Origin of the sequence: Streptomyces sp. NPDC058092, from assembly GCF_042884935.1 — a bacterium.
Taxonomy (GTDB): domain Bacteria; phylum Actinomycetota; class Actinomycetes; order Streptomycetales; family Streptomycetaceae; genus Streptomyces.
The window spans coordinates 75456-93271 of the sequence record NZ_JBHVSY010000003.1 but is presented as its reverse complement, the minus strand read 5'-3'; the positions used below and the strand labels follow the sequence as shown (position 1 = coordinate 93271).

Annotated in this window: 16 protein-coding genes, 1 tRNA gene and 1 pseudogene; 10 read left to right on the top strand and 8 right to left on the bottom strand. The window is 69.5% G+C overall.

The window, feature by feature from the left end:
- The first annotated feature begins 162 nt into the window (after positions 1–162).
- On the top strand, positions 163–1467 hold the full coding sequence (locus tag ACFVV1_RS06515; protein ID WP_389985400.1) for a class I SAM-dependent methyltransferase: 1305 nt from the start codon (positions 163–165) through the stop codon (positions 1465–1467).
- Between the two features lie 88 nt (positions 1468–1555).
- On the opposite strand, the gene ACFVV1_RS06510 is transcribed toward ACFVV1_RS06515, so the two are convergent.
- Both ACFVV1_RS06510 and ACFVV1_RS06505 read right to left on the bottom strand, forming a co-directional pair.
- Positions 1556–4081 (bottom strand): ABC transporter permease, encoded by a 2526-nt coding sequence (locus ACFVV1_RS06510; RefSeq protein WP_389985397.1) that lies wholly within the window; start codon positions 4079–4081, stop codon positions 1556–1558.
- 58 nt (positions 4082–4139) lie between these two features.
- Complete coding sequence (locus ACFVV1_RS06505; RefSeq protein ID WP_389985393.1) at positions 4140–4910, bottom strand: ABC transporter ATP-binding protein; 771 nt, start codon at positions 4908–4910, stop codon at positions 4140–4142.
- 481 nt (positions 4911–5391) lie between these two features.
- On the opposite strand from ACFVV1_RS06505, the gene ACFVV1_RS06500 reads away from it, so the two are divergent.
- From ACFVV1_RS06500 to ACFVV1_RS06485, 4 genes are all read left to right on the top strand, one after another.
- A tRNA-Leu gene (locus tag ACFVV1_RS06500) sits at positions 5392–5477 on the top strand.
- Between the two features lie 292 nt (positions 5478–5769).
- A complete protein-coding gene (locus tag ACFVV1_RS06495; RefSeq protein ID WP_389985390.1) occupies positions 5770–6192 on the top strand; it encodes an ATP-binding protein in 423 nt (140 codons plus the stop codon).
- Between the two features lie 211 nt (positions 6193–6403).
- Positions 6404–6745, top strand: a complete 342-nt coding sequence (locus ACFVV1_RS06490) for an ArsR/SmtB family transcription factor (protein ID WP_389985387.1) — start codon at positions 6404–6406, stop codon at positions 6743–6745.
- 137 nt (positions 6746–6882) lie between these two features.
- On the top strand, positions 6883–7770 hold the full coding sequence (locus ACFVV1_RS06485; RefSeq protein ID WP_389985384.1) for a Bax inhibitor-1/YccA family protein: 888 nt from the start codon (positions 6883–6885) through the stop codon (positions 7768–7770).
- A 96-nt stretch (positions 7771–7866) separates the two neighbouring features.
- Here the strand turns inward: ACFVV1_RS06485 and ACFVV1_RS06480 are convergent, their stop codons facing one another.
- Positions 7867–8094 (bottom strand): DUF4287 domain-containing protein, encoded by a 228-nt coding sequence (locus ACFVV1_RS06480; protein ID WP_266361054.1) that lies wholly within the window; start codon positions 8092–8094, stop codon positions 7867–7869.
- 100 nt (positions 8095–8194) lie between these two features.
- On the opposite strand from ACFVV1_RS06480, the gene ACFVV1_RS06475 reads away from it, so the two are divergent.
- Complete coding sequence (locus tag ACFVV1_RS06475) at positions 8195–8512, top strand: hypothetical protein (RefSeq protein WP_389985381.1); 318 nt, start codon at positions 8195–8197, stop codon at positions 8510–8512.
- Between the two features lie 57 nt (positions 8513–8569).
- Here ACFVV1_RS06475 and ACFVV1_RS06470 read toward each other — a convergent pair whose 3' ends face one another.
- From ACFVV1_RS06470 to ACFVV1_RS06460, 3 genes are all read right to left on the bottom strand, one after another.
- Positions 8570–9400: a hypothetical protein gene (locus ACFVV1_RS06470; protein WP_389986341.1), complete on the bottom strand. Its 831-nt coding sequence runs from the start codon at positions 9398–9400 to the stop codon at positions 8570–8572.
- A gap of 389 nt (positions 9401–9789) precedes the next feature.
- A complete protein-coding gene (locus ACFVV1_RS06465) occupies positions 9790–11010 on the bottom strand; it encodes an acetyl-CoA C-acetyltransferase (protein WP_389985378.1) in 1221 nt (406 codons plus the stop codon).
- A 130-nt stretch (positions 11011–11140) separates the two neighbouring features.
- Complete coding sequence (locus ACFVV1_RS06460) at positions 11141–12235, bottom strand: GDSL-type esterase/lipase family protein (RefSeq protein ID WP_389986338.1); 1095 nt, start codon at positions 12233–12235, stop codon at positions 11141–11143.
- A 163-nt stretch (positions 12236–12398) separates the two neighbouring features.
- Between ACFVV1_RS06460 and ACFVV1_RS06455 the strand changes: the two genes are divergently transcribed.
- On the top strand, positions 12399–13805 hold the full coding sequence (locus ACFVV1_RS06455; RefSeq protein WP_389985375.1) for a cystathionine beta-synthase: 1407 nt from the start codon (positions 12399–12401) through the stop codon (positions 13803–13805).
- A gap of 394 nt (positions 13806–14199) precedes the next feature.
- Positions 14200–14492, top strand: a pseudogene (locus tag ACFVV1_RS06450) (SDR family oxidoreductase); the annotation flags it as partial.
- A 32-nt stretch (positions 14493–14524) separates the two neighbouring features.
- On the opposite strand, the gene ACFVV1_RS06445 reads toward ACFVV1_RS06450, so the two are convergent.
- Positions 14525–14944 (bottom strand): hypothetical protein, encoded by a 420-nt coding sequence (locus ACFVV1_RS06445; protein WP_389985372.1) that lies wholly within the window; start codon positions 14942–14944, stop codon positions 14525–14527.
- 62 nt (positions 14945–15006) lie between these two features.
- Positions 15007–16452, bottom strand: coding sequence for a purine-cytosine permease family protein (locus ACFVV1_RS06440; protein WP_389985369.1), 1446 nt, complete (start codon positions 16450–16452; stop codon positions 15007–15009).
- Positions 16453–16682: 230 nt separating this feature from the next.
- Between ACFVV1_RS06440 and ACFVV1_RS06435 the strand changes: the two genes are divergently transcribed.
- A complete protein-coding gene (locus ACFVV1_RS06435) occupies positions 16683–16868 on the top strand; it encodes a hypothetical protein (protein ID WP_389985367.1) in 186 nt (61 codons plus the stop codon).
- Positions 16865–17716: a MurR/RpiR family transcriptional regulator gene (locus tag ACFVV1_RS06430; RefSeq protein WP_389985364.1), complete on the top strand. Its 852-nt coding sequence runs from the start codon at positions 16865–16867 to the stop codon at positions 17714–17716. The genes ACFVV1_RS06435 and ACFVV1_RS06430 overlap by 4 nt, the downstream gene beginning before the upstream one ends.
- Positions 17717–17816 lie beyond the last annotated feature (100 nt).

Genomic DNA, 17816 nt, shown 5'->3' with positions numbered 1-17816 from the left:
CAGGCATTTTGCCTTTCCGTTGCGCTGTAGTGGGATGGCGCGTGCTCCGCAGGCTGTTGACGGGGATGTACCTCGCCGTGGCGTCGTGCGTACTCGGCGTGGTTGCAGGCATGTTTGGGCATGTTTGGGCACATTGGGAACACCATCATGGAGGTGTGCGCCATGGCAGACGCCGCATTGCGGCTGACCGCTCTCGCCGAGGAGTTGCTGGGAGAGAAGCTGCCGGTCCGTATCCGGGCCTGGGACGGCAGCGAATCAGGACCGCCCGGTGCCCCCGTCCTCGTCATCCGGAACCGCCGCGCGCTGCGCAGGCTGCTCTGGAAGCCGGGTGAACTGGGCCTGGCCCGCGCCTGGGTGGCGGGCGAACTCGATATCGAAGGCGATCTGTACGAGGCCCTGGATCTGATGGCCTCGCTGATCTGGGACCGCGGCGTGGAGGCCAAGGACAGCGTCCACCCGGTCCGCGACCCGAAGGTGCGGGCCTTCGCCAAAGGGCTGTTGCAGCTCGGCGGCCCCTGGCTCCCGCCGCCCCCGCCGCCCGAGGAGGTACGGCGCCGCACCGGCGCCCTCCACACCAAGCGGCGCGACAAGGAGGCCATCAGTCACCACTACGACGTGGGCAATGACTTCTACGAACTGGTCCTCGGCCCCTCCATGGTCTACTCCTGCGCCTACTGGGAGGACGACGGAAACCTCGAGGACGCCCAGCGCGACAAGCTCGACCTGGTCTGCCGCAAGCTCGCACTGAAGGAGGGCGACCGGCTTCTCGACGTCGGCTGCGGCTGGGGCTCCATGGCCCTCCACGCGGCCCGCGAATACGGCGCCCGGGTCACCGGAGTGACCCTCTCCGCCGAACAGGCCGCCTACGCCAGGAAGCGCATCGCGGCAGAGGGCCTGACCGACCGGATCGAGATCCGGGTCCAGGACTACCGGGACGTCAGGGACGGCCCGTACGACGCCATCTCGTCCATCGGCATGGCGGAACACGTCGGCTCGGTCAGCTTCCGCGAGTACGCAGACGACCTCTACGCACTCCTCAAGCCCGGCGGCCGGCTGCTCAACCACCAGATCGCCCGCCGCCCCGAGAAGAACGAGTCCGCGTACCACGTGGACGAGTTCATCGACGCCTACGTCTTCCCGGACGGCGAACTGGCCCCGGTGGGACGGACCGTGACCACCCTCGAAGAAGCCGGCTTCGAGGCCCGTGACGTCGAGTCGATCCGCGAACACTACGCACTGACCCTGCGCAGCTGGGTCACCAACCTGGAGAAGCACTGGGAGCGAGCCGTCCGGATGACCTCGCCCGGACGGGCCAGGGTCTGGCGCCTCTACATGGCCGCCTCCGCCCTGTCCTTCGAGCACAACAAGATCGGCGTCAACCAGATCCTCGTGGTGCGCCCGGCGCAGGGCGGGGCCGCCCGCATGCCGCTGCGGGCCCGCGACTGGACGGCGTCGGCGACCGGCTGACACCGGGACGGAGCGGGGGCCGGTACGCGCAGCTCCGCACTGCGCGTACCGGCCCCCGGCCGTACCGTCCCGGCTCGCCGGGACGCCGCTACTCGGTCTTGATCGCCGTCAGCATGTTCAGCTTCGCGGCGCTGCGGGCCGGCCAGAGCGAGGCCAGCACACCCACCAGCGCGGCGAGCACCAGGAAGAGTCCGATCCGGTCCCACGGAATGACCAGGGCGTAGCCCGGGATGTCGGACTTCAGGGTCTGCCCGATCGCCCAGCCGAGGAACGTACCGAGCCCGACACCGATCACCGCGCCGAAGAGCGAGATGACCACGGCCTCCAGCCGGATCATGCGCTTCACCCTGCGCCGGTCCAGGCCGATCGCCCGCAGCATGCCGATCTCCTGCTGGCGTTCGAAGACCGACATGGCCAGGGTGTTGACGACCCCGAGCACCGCGATGATCAGGGCCATCGCGAGCAGTCCGTACATGATGTTCAGGGCGGTGTTGATGAAGCCGCCGAACGTGTCCCGGATGTCCTGACGGTCCATGATGCTTATCGCCGGGTTGTCGCCCAGCGCCTTGACCAGGGCCTTCTCGTTGGCCGCGGACTCGCCGCCGTCCATCTTCAGCCAGACCTCGAGGATGTCGGCGTGGGTGACGTGCGGGTCCAGGAGGTTCTTCGGGATCAGGATCCGGGAGAGGAACTCGTTGTCCTCGTAGACCGCGCCGACCTTCAGGTTCGCCTTCTTGCCGTCGTCGTAGACGACCGGGACCGTGTCACCGGTCTTCCAGTGGTGCGACTTCGCGGTGTCCTCGGACACGGCGATCTTGCCGTCACCGAGCGAGTCGACCGAGCCGGAGACCGTCTTGATGGCGAAGAGCTTTGCCACGTCGCCGGGGGCGACCCCGTTGGCACCGATTTCCTGGTTGCCGAACTTCATCCAGGCGTCCTGCCGGGGTGAGACGGCCGAGACTCCGTCGGCCTTCTCCAGGGCCTTGAGCGCCGACTCGTCGAGCGAATTGCCGCTCGCCATCGACACCAGGTAGTCGGCCTTGATGTTGTCCGTCGTCATCCGGTCGATCGCCTGGCCGAGGGTGACGCCGAGCACGGAGATGCCGGTGACCAGGGTGAGGCCGATCGCCAGCGCGGAGGCGGTGGCTCCGGTACGTCGCGGGTTACGGACCGCGTTCTGCGCGGCCAGCTTGCCGGAGACCCCGAACAGCCGCTTCAGCAGCGGGCGGACCAGCGCGATGACCGGCCGCGACAGCAGCGGGATCAGCACGATGACGCCGACCAGCGCGAAGAACGCACCGATCCCGATGAGCGTCCGGCCGTCCGAACCGGCCGCCGCACCCGCCACGATGCCCGCGGCGCCGAGCAGGGTGAGCACCCCGCCGATCGAGTTGCGCAGCACCAGGGACTTGACCGTCGCCGTTGCGTGCACGCTGTTCATCGCGGCCACCGGCGGGATCTTCGCGGCTCGGCGGGCGGGCAGCCAGGCGGCCAGCACGGTGATCAGTACGCCGACGCCGAACGCTGCGGCGACCGCGGTGGGCGAGACGATCAGTGGTCCGGCCGGGATCTTCCCGCCGAACTGACTCATCACGGAGCGCAGGCCGGTGGCGAGTCCGAGGCCGAGCACGAATCCGATGACCGAAGCGATCGCGCCGACCACCGCCGCTTCCAGGAGCACGGAGCGCTTGACCTGGCGGCGGGAGGCACCGACGGCACGCATCAGTGCCAGTTCCTTGGTGCGCTGGGCCACCAGCATGGTGAAGGTGTTGGTGATCAGGAAGACGCCGACGAAGAGCGCGATGGCTGCGAAGGCGAGCAGCATGGTGTTGAGGCTGCTCAGACCGCTCTCGATCTGCTTGGCCTGCTCGTCGGCGAGGGCCTTGCCGGTCTTGGCCTCGGCGTCCTTGGGCAGCAGCGGCTCCACGCCGGCCAGCAGCTTCTCGGCGGAGGCACCGGCCGCGGCGGCGATGTTGACGTCCCTGAACTCGCCGGACCTGAGGTACAGCTGCTGGGCGACCGGGGTGTCGAAGAGGACCAGGCTGCCGCCCGCGTTGACCGCGCCGTCCTCGGTGGTGAAGACGCCGGCGAGGGTGTACTCCTTCACCGGCCCGTTCGTGGCGACCCGGACCCGGTCACCGACGTGGTACTCGCCCTTCTTCGCGGTCTCCTGGTCGAGCGCGATCCGGTCGGCCGCGTCCGGGCCCTTGCCGTCGACCAAGGTGTAAGCGGAGTCCTTGCCGTTACTGCCGGGGGAGTAGTTCCCTCCGGTGTTCGACCAGCCGTTGCCGATCAGCTTGCCGTCGGGGTCGGCGACCCCGGCGAAGCCGGAGACCCGGCCGGTGGCGGAGTCCACACCGTCCAGGCCCTGGATCTTCTTCAGGGTGGCGGCGGTGATGCCGGGCGTCTTGGCGTCGCGCTGGTCGGCCCGGGTGGTGACGGCGACGGCGACGTTGTCGTAGCTCTTCGCCGACTGGTTGCGGAAGGCGTTGCCGAGGGTGTCGGTGAAGACCAGGGTGCCGGATACGAAGGCCACGCCGAGCATCACGGCGAGCACGGTCATCAGCAGCCTGGCCTTGTGCGCGAGCACATTGCGCAGGGCGGTACGGAACATGTCTGTCAGTCCTGGGATGGGGAGGGGTTCCGGAGGAGGGCGCGGGGCAGGGCGGGCTTCAGCTGGTGCGGCCCTTGGCGTCGAACGCCTTCATCCGGTCGAGGACCCCGTCCGCGGTGGGGTGCATCATCTGGTCGACGATCCGGCCGTCCGCGAGGAAGACGACTCGGTCCGCGTAGGAGGCAGCCGCCGGGTCGTGGGTCACCATCACCACGGTCTGCCCCAGCTCGCGCACCGAGTTGCGCAGGAAGCCGAGGACCTCGGCGCCGGAGCGGGAGTCCAGGTTCCCGGTCGGCTCGTCACCGAAGATGATCTCCGGCTGCGAGGCCAGGGCGCGGGCCACCGCGACGCGTTGCTGCTGGCCGCCGGAGAGTTCGGTCGGCCGGTGTGTCAGCCGGTCGGAGAGGCCCACCATGTCGATGACCCGGCGCACCCACTCGGCGTCGGGCTTGCGGCCCGCGATGTCCATGGGGAGCGTGATGTTCTCCAGCGCCGTCAGAGTCGGCAGCAGGTTGAACGCCTGGAAGATGAAGCCGATCTTGTCCCGGCGGAGCTGGGTGAGCTGCTTGTCCTTGAGGGAGCCCAGCTCCGTCTCACCGATCCGCACCGATCCGCTGCTGAAGCTGTCGAGGCCGGCCACGCAGTGCATCAGCGTGGACTTGCCGGAGCCGGACGGGCCCATGATCGCGGTGAACTCGCCCTGCGGGAAGTCCACGGAGACCCGGTCCAGGGCCGTGACCCTGGTCTCGCCCTCTCCGTAGACCTTCGACAGATCCGTGGCGCGGGCAGCCACCGTGGTGACGCGGTGTGCGGTGGAAGTGGTGGTCACGGGAATCTCCTGATTCGGGGCTCCGGCCGAGGCTTCGTCCGGGGTGCGTTTCGGCGCGACCGGTGGGGCCCGGTTGCCTGGGAACCTCTCTATCGTCACCGCTGTACCGCCGCGGTTCGTCAGCCCCCATGCCCGTTCCCGGGGCCGTCTTGAGTCGCACCGAGGGGCCCTTGCGTCCTCCTCCGGTATGACACCGACCCTGAGGGCGTTCGCCCGACCGGGTGGCGCGCCCATGGCGCTCACTGGCGCACGACTGGCGAATGCGCCAGGTGAATGCGCCGTCCGGGTGCGGCGACTTTACGTCAATCCGGATTGCCGGCCGCCGCACCCGCTACCCCGCCCAGGCATGTGACGATGCCCCCTCGCGAGTGCTGACGACCCCTCAAACGGTCAATAAAATAAGACAACATCGCGCCACTGATCCGCTGATCGGAGGAAGTCCCCGGATAGGGTCATGTGCCAACGCGGAGCCGCGCGCCAGGCCCGGATGGTGGAATGCAGACACGGCGAGCTTAAACCTCGCTGCCCCTCGGGGGCGTACCGGTTCGAGTCCGGTTCCGGGCACCACCGCGCGCATGGCGGCCGATCGGGCAGAGTGCCGTACGGCGGCCCTGCCGGCCGGCCGAGGTCGTCGCGGCGCAGGGGCCGATCCCGTGGGGACCCGTATGGACGAACCGTCATCAGCAGCGCTGCTCGCATTCTGTGAATTGCAAATTTCTGCAATTCGCTACATTATGTGTTTGCTGTGTCCGCAAGTGACCGCAGGCGTGGTGCGCCCGTCGCTGGACGCCCGATGCCGTCGGCCCCGTCACCGTCACGCCCGGGGAGGCTTCCCGATGACCGCCGCCGACGAAGCCCCATGACCGGCCGGCACGAGGCGCTGCCACTGCGCCACGTCCTGACCCTGCCCGCCATGGGCGCCGCCGTCAGGACCGCGCGCGAGACGACCGAGCAGGTACTGGTCGAATGGGGCGTCAGCCTGCGCCACCCCAGCGTCGATCCGGTGTTGCTGATCCTCAGTGAACTGGTCACCAACAGCGTCCGGCACGCCGCTGTGCTGTCCCCGACCGTGACCGTGTTCTACGCGGCGGGCCGGGACACCTTCGCGTTCGGCGTCCACGACCGCCACCCGTACGAGCCGGCCCTGCACGGACCGGCCACCGGCGCGGGCGGCGGCCTGGCGACGGTCGCCGAACTCACCCTGGGGCTGGGCGGCACCACGGTCGTGCGCAAGGACGCGGACGGCCGCGGCAAGAGCATCTGGATCACCGTCCCGCTGTAGGAAGCGGGCCGAGTTCCTCAAGAAGGCCTGAGCGGCACCGCTCCCGATGTCACGGATTGCTAATCTCGGCAATTAACGAGGTCAGTACGTTTGAGCGAACGCGCGAGGATGGCCCCATGGCGAAGAGTTTTGGGGGGACGCGATGCACGGCACACGCGCAGCTGCGACGCCCCGGCCGGACGGCCGGGGCAGAGGGCAAGAGGCCGGTTCAGTGAGCGCGCCCCTGTACCAACTGAAGGCGGAGTTCTTCAAGACGCTCGGGCACCCCGTGCGCATCCGGGTGCTGGAACTGCTCAGCGAGCGGGAGCGCGCGGTCTCCGAGATGCTGCCCGAGACCGGCGTCGAGCCCGCGCACCTCTCGCAGCAGCTGGCCGTGTTGCGGCGGGCGAATCTGGTCGTCGCGCGCCGGGAGGGCTCCGGCGTGTACTACTCCCTGGCCAATGCGCAGGTGGCGGAGCTTCTCAAGGTCGCCAGGACCATTCTGTCCGGGGTCCTGGCCGGCCAGGCCGAACTGCTGGCCGACCTGCGCGCCACCGACCCGGACAGGCCCTGAGAGGGTGGCCGTCGGCAGGGGAGGGCGGTCACCCGTTCGCCGGTTCCCCAAAGATCCTCCCCAAGCACTAGTCTGATTCTTTTGCCTACCCATTACTCTTATGGGAAGGCCGCGCAGGGTGGCCATGGAGGAGTGAGATGAGGAGCAGCAACCCGGTCTTCTCGCGACGGGGCTTCAGCCGCGACAACGGATACGCGGGCTTCAATGCGGCGCCGCAGGCCGGGGCCCCCGCAGCGGGCGCCAACCCGTACGCGCAGGGCACCGCCGCCAACCCGTACGCCACCAACCCCTACGCCCAGCAGGACACCCAGTACGGCGTTCCGCAGGCACCGGCGCGCTCCGGTGCGATGACGATCGACGACGTCGTCACGCGCACCGCGATCACGCTGGGCACCGTGGTGCTCGGCGCCGCGCTCGCCTGGGCCCTGCTGCCGGTCGACGGGGCCAACCTCGGCAAGTCCTACGGCATCGCGATCGGCGCCGCCCTGGTGGCGTTCGTCCTGTCGCTCGTCCAGTCCTTCAAGCGCAGGCCGTCCCCGGCGCTGATCGTGTCGTACGCGGCCTTCGAGGGTGTCTTCCTCGGAGTGATCTCCAGCGCGGTCAGTACGTACATCGGGCCGGGCGTCGTGATGCAGGCGGTGATGGGCACCATGTGTGTCTTCGCCGGTGTGCTCCTCGCGTACAAGATGCGCTGGATCCGCGTCACCCGCCGCTTCTACGGCTTCGTGATGGCCGCCGCCATGGGCTTCATGCTCCTGATGGTGGTCAACCTGCTGTTCGCCGTCTTCGGCGGCGGCGACGGCCTGGGCTTCCGCAGCGGCGGCCTCGGCATCCTCTTCGGCGTCATCGGGATCATCCTCGGCGCATGCTTCCTGGCCCTGGACTTCAAGCAGGTCGAGGACGGCGTCGCCTACGGCGCCCCCCGCGAGGAGTCCTGGCTGGCGGCCTTCGGCCTGACCATGACCCTGGTCTGGATCTACCTGGAGATGCTGCGTCTGCTCTCCATCCTCAGCGGCGACGACTGACGCGCGGCCCCGCGCCGGGAACGGAGCGGGAAACGGAACGGCCCGCAGGCACATGTGCCTGCGGGCCGTTCCGTTTCCCTTCTCACTCACGTGCGCCTAGAGCAACTTGCGCGCGGCCCTTCTGAGGTCGTACTCGTGAATGAGCGCCTTCGCGTGTCCGTAGGCGAGGTCGTGTTCGCTCCGCAGCCAGCTGACCTTCTCCTCGAAGCGGAGAGCGGGGCCTTCCTCGACGGTGCGGAGCCAGTCGGAGACTTCACGACCGGTGCAGCGGGGGATTCGGGAGAGCAGATTGCGATGGGTTTCTTCGGAGAAGACTTGGGACATCGGCGCCTCCGACGCATTGCGCGTTGCTGGTCCTTCCCGACACCGTGCCCGAGCATCGGCCCGTTGGCAACCATCCCGGGAGGGCGCGTAGGGTCGCGGAGTGCTCGATACGACCCCGCTGATCATCGCCGTGGACCGATTCGCCGACCGGCTGCGCGCCGCCCCGCAGAGCCGTCTGCAGCATGGAGCGGCTGCCGAAGGACTGGCCACGGCCAGGGAATTGGCGCTGCGCGCCCAGCGAATCGAGGCGCCGGACCGGGAGCCGCGGATCATGCCGGACGCCGGGATCTTCGCGATCGGCGACCAACTCGCCGTAGCAGGGCGTGACGTGGCGGTGGCACTGGAAACGGCCCCGTCGGCTGAGCTGGACGAGGCCGTGCAATTCGTGACGGAGGCGGCTGCGCGGGCGTTCGCGTAGCGGTGGCGGTCGGCGAGAGCCGCTCCGCCCGGATGCCCCGGGGGCCGGAACGCGGGGCTAGAACGAGGCGATGACGCGGTCGGCGAGGATGTAGACGTTCTCCTTGCCGCAGGAGAAGGTCAGGGCGTACGCACCGGAGACGCCGGAACCGCCCAGCAGCACCGGGTGCTCACCCGCGAGCAGCGCCTCGGCCAGGCGCTCGGCCGTCTCGCGGTGACCGGGGGTCATACAGAGCGTGGTGCCGTCGGCGAAGACATACACATCGAGGGTGCCGAGCGGGCCGGGACGCACGTCGGCGAGTTCCGTACGGCTGTCGGCGAGCTCTTCGAGGCGGTTCAGGGTGTGCTCGTGATCGGTGACGACCGGGGTGTGCACAGGTACGAAGTCGGGGTGCGAAGGGTGGCGGCGACGGGCCGCGGCCAGCTCGGGGGAGTCCTCGGCGAACTCCGCCGTCTCGGGCAGCTCGGTCACGTCCGCCAGTTCGACCAGTTCCGTCAGCTCTTCGAGCGCCTCGGCGGCGTCGAAGTCCATCGCCTCCAGACCCGCGAAGTCGGCCTGGCGCGGCAGGAAGAACGGTGCCTCCTCGCCGATCCCGGTCAGACCGCCCAGCAGGGACGGGGCGTCGGCGGCATCGCGCGCTTCCTGGGTGGCCCAGAAGGCACGGGCCTCGGCGAGCTCGCGCTCCCGTTCCTCGGCGAGTGCTTCGGCGACGGCCGCGCGTATCTCGTCGGCCGGGGTGGCTTCGTTGCGGCTCTGCGCGGGCACGGCGGTGTTGTGGACGCGGGCCGCTGCCAGTTCCGTACGAAGGGCCGTGATCTGCTTGCGCAGCCCGTGAGCAGCGTACAGAGCGGCGACGCCCACGGCCGTGGCGGCGGCGGTGGTCAGCAACAGGGCAAGAGGCGTGACGCTCACTGACATACTCCCGGTTTCAATCGATCTCCCGACTTCCTACCTCAGCTTGTCCTCTACCTGTGCCTGGTGTCAGTGCATTACGTCACGAATTGGACAGGTCTTTGGGCCCGGTGTTTAACCCTGGTGCCGGTGTGACCTGCGGGAATGACTCTCCCCCAGGACGTAGGTCACATCCTGGGGGAGATTCGGTCACGGTCGGGGCTCGGAACCGGCCAGTTCCCGGGCCGGCTCCCGGGCAGGGCGTCCGGCGCCGGCTGCCTCGGTGCTCAGCTCAGCCGCTCGAGCTTGTGGTCGCGTTCGCTTCGCTTCCGCTGCGGGCAGGTGCCGCCTTCGTACCTCAGGCAACCCCTACCCTCCGCTCCGGCTCAGCTCAGCCGCTCGATGACCATCGCCATGCCCTGGCCGCCGCCCACGCACATGGTCTCCAGACCGAACTGCTTGTCGTGGAACTGCAGGCTGTTGATCAGCGTGCCGGTGATCCGGGCGCCGGTCATGCCGAAGGGGTGGCCGACGGCGATGGCGCCACCGTTGACGTTCACCTTCTCCAGTGGCAGGCCGAGATCGCGGTAGGAGGGGATCACCTGGGCGGCGAACGCCTCGTTGATCTCGGCCAGGTCGATGTCGTCGATGGTCAGCCCGGCCCGCTTCAGCGCCTGCTTGCTGGCCTCCACCGGTCCGTACCCCATGATCTCGGGGGAGAGGCCGCAGACACCGGTCGAGACGATCCGGGCCAGCGGGGTCAGGCCCAGCTCGCGCGCCTTGGTGTCGGACATGATCACGAGCGCGGCGGCGCCGTCGTTGAGCGGGCAGCAGTTGCCCGCGGTGACCAGGCCGTCCGGGCGGAAGACCGGCTTCAGGCCCTGCACGCCCTCCAGGGTGACGCCCGCGCGCGGGCCGTCGTCCTTCGAGACGACCGTGCCGTCCGGGGTGGTGACCGGGGTGATCTCACGCTCCCAGAAGCCGTTCTTGATGGCTTCCTCGGCGAGGTTCTGCGAGCGGACGCCGAACTCGTCCATGTCCTGGCGGGTGACGCCCTTGAGCCGGGCCAGGTTCTCCGCGGTCTGCCCCATCGCGATGTACGCGTCCGGAACGAGACCGTCCTCGCGCGGGTCGTGCCAGTCGGCGCCCTCCTGCCCGGCGCGGGCCGCGGTGCGGGCCTCGGCGTCGGCGAACAGCGGGTTGTGCGTGTCCGGCAGGCTGTCGGAGTTGCCCTTCACGAAACGGGACACCATCTCGACACCGGCCGAGATGAAGACGTCGCCCTCGCCGGCCTTGATGGCGTGCAGCGCCATCCGGCTGGTCTGGAGGGAGGACGAGCAGTAGCGGGTGACCGTACAGCCGGGAAGGTGGTCCATTCCCATCTGTACGGCGATGATGCGGCCCAGGTTGTTGCCCTGCTCGCCGCCGGGGAGGCCGCAGCCGAGCATCAGGTCGTCGATGTCCTCCGGGTCCAGCTCAGGAACCTTGGCCAGCGCGGTCCGGATGATCGTGGTGGTCAGGTCGTCCGCACGCAGATCCTTCAGCGAACCCTTGAAGGCCCGGCCGATGGGGGAACGGGCAGCAGAGACGATCACGGCTTCGGGCATCACGCGGCTCCATGAGGGCTGGAAGGCGGGTTCTGGCAGGTGCTGACTTGGAAGTTACCTGTACGTAGCTGCTGGGTCACCGGGCAGCGCATGTGACACCGACCTCTTTTCTAAGCGACCGCTCAGCCGGTCAATTGGCGGGGAGGTTGCGCGACTCCCCGTGCGGCTCGCCGTGCGACTCTCCGGACGGCTCCTCGCGCGGCTCCTGGCGCGGCTCCGCGTGCGGTTCGGAGGGGGTCGCCGGCTCCGTCTTCGGGGGCTGCTGAGGCTCCGTGGTCGCGGGCAGGCGCCGCCGCCTGCGGTGCTTGAGGAGCGCCCAGGGCGCCCGGGCCCCCGTGACCTCCGTACCGGCCTCCCTGGCCGCCTGGGAGGCCGCCTTGGCCACCGGCAGCATGTCCTCGCGCCGCGCCCCGTCCAACCGGTCGGTCTCCGGCCACAGCCCCAGCACCGCACAGAGCGTGGGCAGGAGAGCCATCGCCGCCGTGGCGTACCCCTCCGCCGACGGGTGGTAGTTGTCCGGCCCGAACAGCTCCCGCGGATTCGCCTCGAACTCCGGCCCCAGCAGGTCGCCCAGCGACACCGTGCGCCCGCCCTGCTCCACCGAGCCGATCGTCTGGGCCGCCGCCAGCTGCCGGCTCACCCGCCGGGCCATCCAGCGCAGCGGCTGGTAGACCGGCTCGATCGTGCCGAGATCCGGGCACGTGCCGACCACCACCTCCGCGCCCGCCGTGCGCAGCCTGCGCACCGCGGTGGTCAGACAGCGCACGGACTGGGTGGCGGGCATCCGGTGCGTGACATCGTTCGCCCCGATCATGATCACGCAGACGTCGGGCGTATGGGACGGATCGGCGAGCAGCAGCGAGACCTGCCTTTCCAGGTCGTCCGACCGGGCACCCGGCTGCGCCACATTGCGCAGATCCACCGGCCGCTCGGACACCGCCGCCAGCCCCGAGGCGAGCAGCGCCCCCGGTGTCTGTCCGGCCCGGCGCACCCCCTGCCCGGCCGCCGTCGAGTCACCCAGCAGTCCCAGCCGCAACGGCTCGGCGGGGCCGGTGAACGCCACCCCGTACCGCCCGTCCGCGTTCGGCGGAACCGGTGTGATACCGCTGCCCACGTGCCGTTTCGCCAGCTGGACCTCCGCCAGCAGTACGCCCACCGCCGCCGCGCCGAGCAGCCCGATGCTGCCGCCGCCGTAGGCCGCACCCGCCGCGATCCGCCGTGCCACCCTTGCTCTCGACACAGTCCGGTCCACCTCCTCGTTGCCGTACTGCCGTACCGCCGTACCTACAGCTAACTGCCCCGTGGTGACCGTCGCTCAATCGCTTCACCCAATTCCGCGTCCGTACGCATACCCTTGCCGCACCATCTCGGAGACCCCGGAGTACACGGTGCGATACCACGATTCGATGATCAGCCTCGTAGGCAATACCCCGCTGGTGAGGCTGCGCAGTGTCACGGCCGGCATCCAGGCGACGGTCCTGGCCAAGGTCGAGTACTTCAACCCCGGCGGTTCGGTCAAGGACCGCATCGCCCTGCGGATGATCGAGGCCGCCGAACAGAGCGGCGAGCTGCAGCCCGGCGGCACGATCGTCGAACCGACCAGCGGCAACACGGGCGTCGGCCTGGCGATCGTCGCCCAGCAGAAGGGGTACAAGTGCATCTTCGTCTGCCCGGACAAGGTGTCCACGGACAAGATCAATGTGCTGCGCGCCTACGGTGCCGAGGTCGTCGTCTGCCCGACGGCTGTTGACCCCGAGCACCCCGACTCGTACTACAACGTCTCGGACCGGCTGGTCCGCGAGACCCCCGGAGCCTGGAAGCCCGACCAGTACTCCAACCCGAACAACCCGCGCTCCCACTACGAGACCACCGGTCCGGAGCTGTGGGAGCAGACGGACGGGAAGATCACCCACTTCGTCGCGGGCGTCGGCACGGGCGGCACGATCAGCGGCACCGGCCGCTATCTGAAGGAGGTCAGCGGCGGCTCGGTCACGGTCGTCGGCGCGGACCCGGAGGGCTCGGTCTACTCCGGTGGCTCCGGGCGTCCGTACCTCGTCGAGGGCGTCGGCGAGGACTTCTGGCCGAGCGCCTACGACCGTACGGTCACGGACGAGATCGTCGCCGTGTCCGACAAGGACTCCTTCCAGATGACCCGCCGCCTCGCCAAGGAGGAGGGCCTGCTGGTCGGCGGCTCCTGCGGCATGGCCGTCGTCGCCGCCCTGGAGGTCGCGAAGCGACTGGGCCCGGACGACGTGGTCGTCGTCCTGCTGCCCGACAGTGGCCGCGGCTATCTGAGCAAGATCTTCAACGACGAGTGGATGGCCGACTACGGCTTTCTGGAGGACACCGGTCCGTCCGCACGCGTCGGGGACGTACTCGACCACAAGGACGGCCCGATCCCGACGCTCGTCCACATGCACCCCGAGGAGACCGTCGGCGAGGCGATCGACGTGCTGCGCGAGTACGGCGTCTCGCAGATGCCGATCGTGAAGCCGGGCGCGGGTCACCCGGACGTGATGGCCGCCGAGGTCATCGGCTCGGTGGTGGAGCGGGAGCTGCTGAACGCGCTGTTCGCCCAGCGCGCCTCGCTCTCCGACCCGCTGGAGAAGCACATGTCGCCGCCGCTGCCGCAGGTCGGCTCCGGTGAACCGGTCGAGGACCTGATGGCGGTGCTCGGCGGCACGAACGCGGCGGACGCGGCGATCGTGCTGGTGGAGGGCAAGCCGAAGGGTGTGGTCAGCAGGCAGGACCTGCTGGCGTTCCTCGCCAAGGACGCGGCGTCCGGCAAGCCGTGACGGCCCGCAGGCCGTATGTGACGGTCCGCAGGCCGTAGCGGTGCGCGGTGCCGGGCTTCGCCGAAACGGTACGAGCGTGACACGTACACGCAGCACCGGCTTAACACGAGTCCGGCACATTGAGGGGTGTCGGCAGGGAAACCCGCCGACACCCGATACGGCGACACGGACTACGGAGCGGCTCCCGGACCTCCACCGTCGCCCGGACACGCGACCGGCCCTGACCCGGACCGTGTCCCCCGCGGGGACCGCCGTCGTCCCGCCCCCTGGGAAACCGGGGGTGCGGCGGTCCCCGCGACACACACCCGCACGGCGCCTCATCCGGCCGGTGCGGCCGTGCAGCTCCCCGGCAGCGCGACGCGCTCCGCGCTCTCGCTGCCGGGCTCAGGGCCGGCCCCACGCGGTGTACGGGGCGACGAAGGCCGCGCTCACGTACCTGTCGGCGTCCCTGCGCACGGAGCTGGGACCGCGCGACGTCCGCGTCACGAACATTCAGCCCGTTCTCACCGACACGGAACTGGGCGGCCACATCGACAACGCCGAGCTGAGCGGGCAGCTCGACGGCATGTTCGACGCGCTCGGGGGGGCTGTCGGGCGACGAGATCGCCGACCTCGTGGCCTACGCCACCAGCCGCGCGCCACATCAACCTGCGCCGGCTGATCGTGCTGCCCACCCGTCAGGTGTAACGCCCCGTGTTCTCGGGCCCGGCCCGCGGCCCTCAGTCCTCCCAGTCGGACCCCGCGTGCGAGGAACGGCGCTGGAACCAGGGCCAGTTGCGGGCGGCGTGGACGGCGTTGACGCCGACGATCCCGAGCCAGACGACGACCAGGCCCCCGGTATGGGCGGCCGCGGCGCCGATCGCCGACAGCGGGATGGCCAGGACCAGCGAGATGATCCCGAAGCCGTAGCGCTCGCCGAAGTTCCCCATGGGCTGCGGTGTACGCGCACCCCTGGCGACGCTCACCTGCTGCTCGGCGAGATGACGCCGGACGCGGCGGTCGAGCGTGGTGTCGAGGCGCTGCTCGACCTTCTCCAGGAAGGACTCGACGAGCGCGGACTCGTAATCCGAACCCAGCTCACTACGGGCATGCAGGGTGGCATCGAGCTCGTTCTTGAGCTCAGGGTCACGGGTATCCATGTCCTTTACCGTACGAATCGGGGGCGTCGGGGGGCAGTGGGGCTACCCCCCCTCTTTTCCGGCTACGCGCGGGCGGCCGCCGTACCGGTGGTCCCGGCCCCGCTGTCCTCGCCCGCGGACGCCTGGGCGGGGAGGATCGTGTGCTCCGGAATGTGCGTGGTGTCGCGGCGGGCGAGCAGCCAGTACAGCAGTGCGGGTACGGCCAGGCCGACCACCCACGAGATGTCGGCGCCGCCCAGCGGAGCGACCAGCGGGCCGGTGTAGAAGTGAGTCACCAGGAACGGCAGCTGGGCGAGAAGCCCGATTCCGTACACCACCAGCGCGTCCCGGCGCCAAGCGCCGTACCGTCCGTGCGGATCGGCGAGGGCGGGGATGTCGTACCGCTCCCGTGAGATCAGGTAGTAGTCGACCAGGTTGATCGCCGACCACGGGGTGAAGAAGGTCAGCAGGAAGAGGAGGAAGTCCTTGAAGGAGGCGAGGAAGCTGTCCTTGCCGAGCAGGGCCACGACGGTGCCGGCGAGCATGATGCCCGTGATGTAGAGAGCCCGGCCGCGCGGGGAGAGGGTCTTCTGGCCGCGGAAGCCGCTGATGCTGGTCACCAACGACATGAAACCGCCGTAGGTGTTGAGGACGTTGATGGTCAGCTTGCCGAGCGCGATCACGAAGTACAGGAACGAGGCGATCAGGCCGGTTCCGCCCAGGGCGACGACATAGCCGACCTGGCTCGCAAGGAAGGCGTCCCCGGCGGTGGCCGCGACCAGCACGCCGAAGACCATGGACCACTGGGAGCCGAGCGCCGAGCCGGAGAGCGTCCACCAGAAAGTGGCACGGGCGCTGGTCGTACGCGGCAGATAGCGGGAGTAGTCGGCGACGTACGGGCCGAACGCCAGCTGCCAGGACGCGGCGAGCGAGACCGCGAGCAGGAACATCGGCAGATCGAAGGAGCGGTCGGCGAGGACGGCTCCGAGATCGATGCGGTCGAGCAGCCGGATGCCGAGATAGACGAAGGCGACCGCGCAGATCACGCCGGCGACCCGGCCCAGCATATGGATGACGCGGTAGCCGATCGCCGCCATCAGGGCGGTGACCAGCGCGAAGATGACGATGCCCGGCGTCTCGCCGAGGTGGGTGAGCTCCCCGACGGCCTGACCGGCCAGCACGCTGCCGCTGGCGAAGAAGCCGATGTACATCACGATCACCAGGGCCAGCGGGATCACTGCGCCCTTGACCCCGAACTGCGCGCGGGACTGGATCATCTGCGGCAGTCCCAGGCGCGGGCCCTGCGCGGAGTGCAGGGCCATCACGGCTCCGCCGAGCAGATTGCCCAGCGCCAGGCCGATGACCGACCAGAACGCGCCGCCGCCGAAGACGACCGCGAGCGCGCCGGTGACGACGGCGGTGATCTGGAGATTCGCGCCGAGCCAGAGCGTGAACTGGCTGAACGCGGTGCCGTGACGTTCGTCGTCCGGCACGACATCGATGGAGCGCTGTTCGAGCAGGCCTGCCATGGGTCGGCTTCCCTCCTTGAGGCTGAGGCCGAGGTCGTGAACTGCCGTAGTGCCGTTCGGGAAGCGCTTGTCCACCGCGCCGAACCGATCAACGGTCGTTGCTTGCCCCGGCTGCATATAGTCATGCAGAGTTCTTCCTCGTTGAATAGATTGTCAATGCTTTGGAGTAAAACACTGGCTGCAGAGGCCCGAAAAGCGAGATGAAGCGCCCGGATAGGAGGAGTTTGCGCATGATGTCGTCCCACTTCTTGGACTCCGAGGACTTCGGGGACTCCGCGTCCGGGATCGCAGGCTCTTCCGGGACTTCCGGCTCCGTCGGCCCCGTGGGCCGGGACCGGCCGCTCACCGATGATGGAGAGGTCGCGGCCGGGGAGCTGCTCGACCAGTACACGGGACTTTGGAGGGGGACGGTATGAGCGAGAGCAGCCCTGCCGCACGACTGCAGCAGCTCTTCGAGGGGCGCCGGCTGACACCGACACAACGGCGCATCGCGCACTCGATGGTGCGCAGGGCCGGGGACGTGCCGTTTCTGTCGAGTGTGGAGCTGGCCGAACTCGCCGGGGTCAGCCAGCCGTCCGTCACCCGGTTCGCCGTGGCACTCGGGTTCGACGGCTATCCGGCGCTCCGCAAACACCTGCGGGAGGTCGCCCCCGCCGAGTCCGTACCGGGGGGCGGCGGCGAAGCCGACGCGTACAACGAGTACCAGCAGGCCGTCCTCGGCGAGATCGAGAATCTGCGGCATCTGGCCGAGCTGCTCGCCGACCCCGGGCCCGTCGAACGTGCGGGCAGGCTGCTGGCGGCCTCCCGGCCGCTGCCGGTGCTCGGACTGCGGGCCGCCTCCTCGCAGGCGCGCGGGTTCGGGTACTTCGCGGCCAAGGTCCACCCCGATGTCCGGGTGCTCGACGAGGGCGGCAGCATGCTGCACGACCGGATCGACGCCGCGCGGCGGGCGGGCGCCACCGCGCTGATCTGCTTCGCGCTGCCCCGGTACCCGAAGGAGGTCGTGGACGCCCTCGCGTACTCCCGGGAGCAGGGCCTGACCGTGGTGGCGGTCGCCGATTCGGCGTTCGCTCCGGTGGCCGGGCACAGCGATCTGCTGATCCCGGCCGCCGTCGGCACCGGGCTCGCCTTCGACACTGCGTGTGCGCCGATGCTGCTGGGGCGGGTGCTGCTGGAGGCGATGTGCGACGACCTGCCCGATGCGCAGGCCCGGCTGGAGGAGTTCGACGCGAGGGCCGCGGCGCGAGGGCTGTTCGCCGAGTGACGGCGGTGGCGACGGCCCGACGGGGATCAGGTACTGAGGGCGGCCCCACCAACCTCGACGATTCTCAGACACCGCTCATTTGCGGCTATTAATCTCCCGG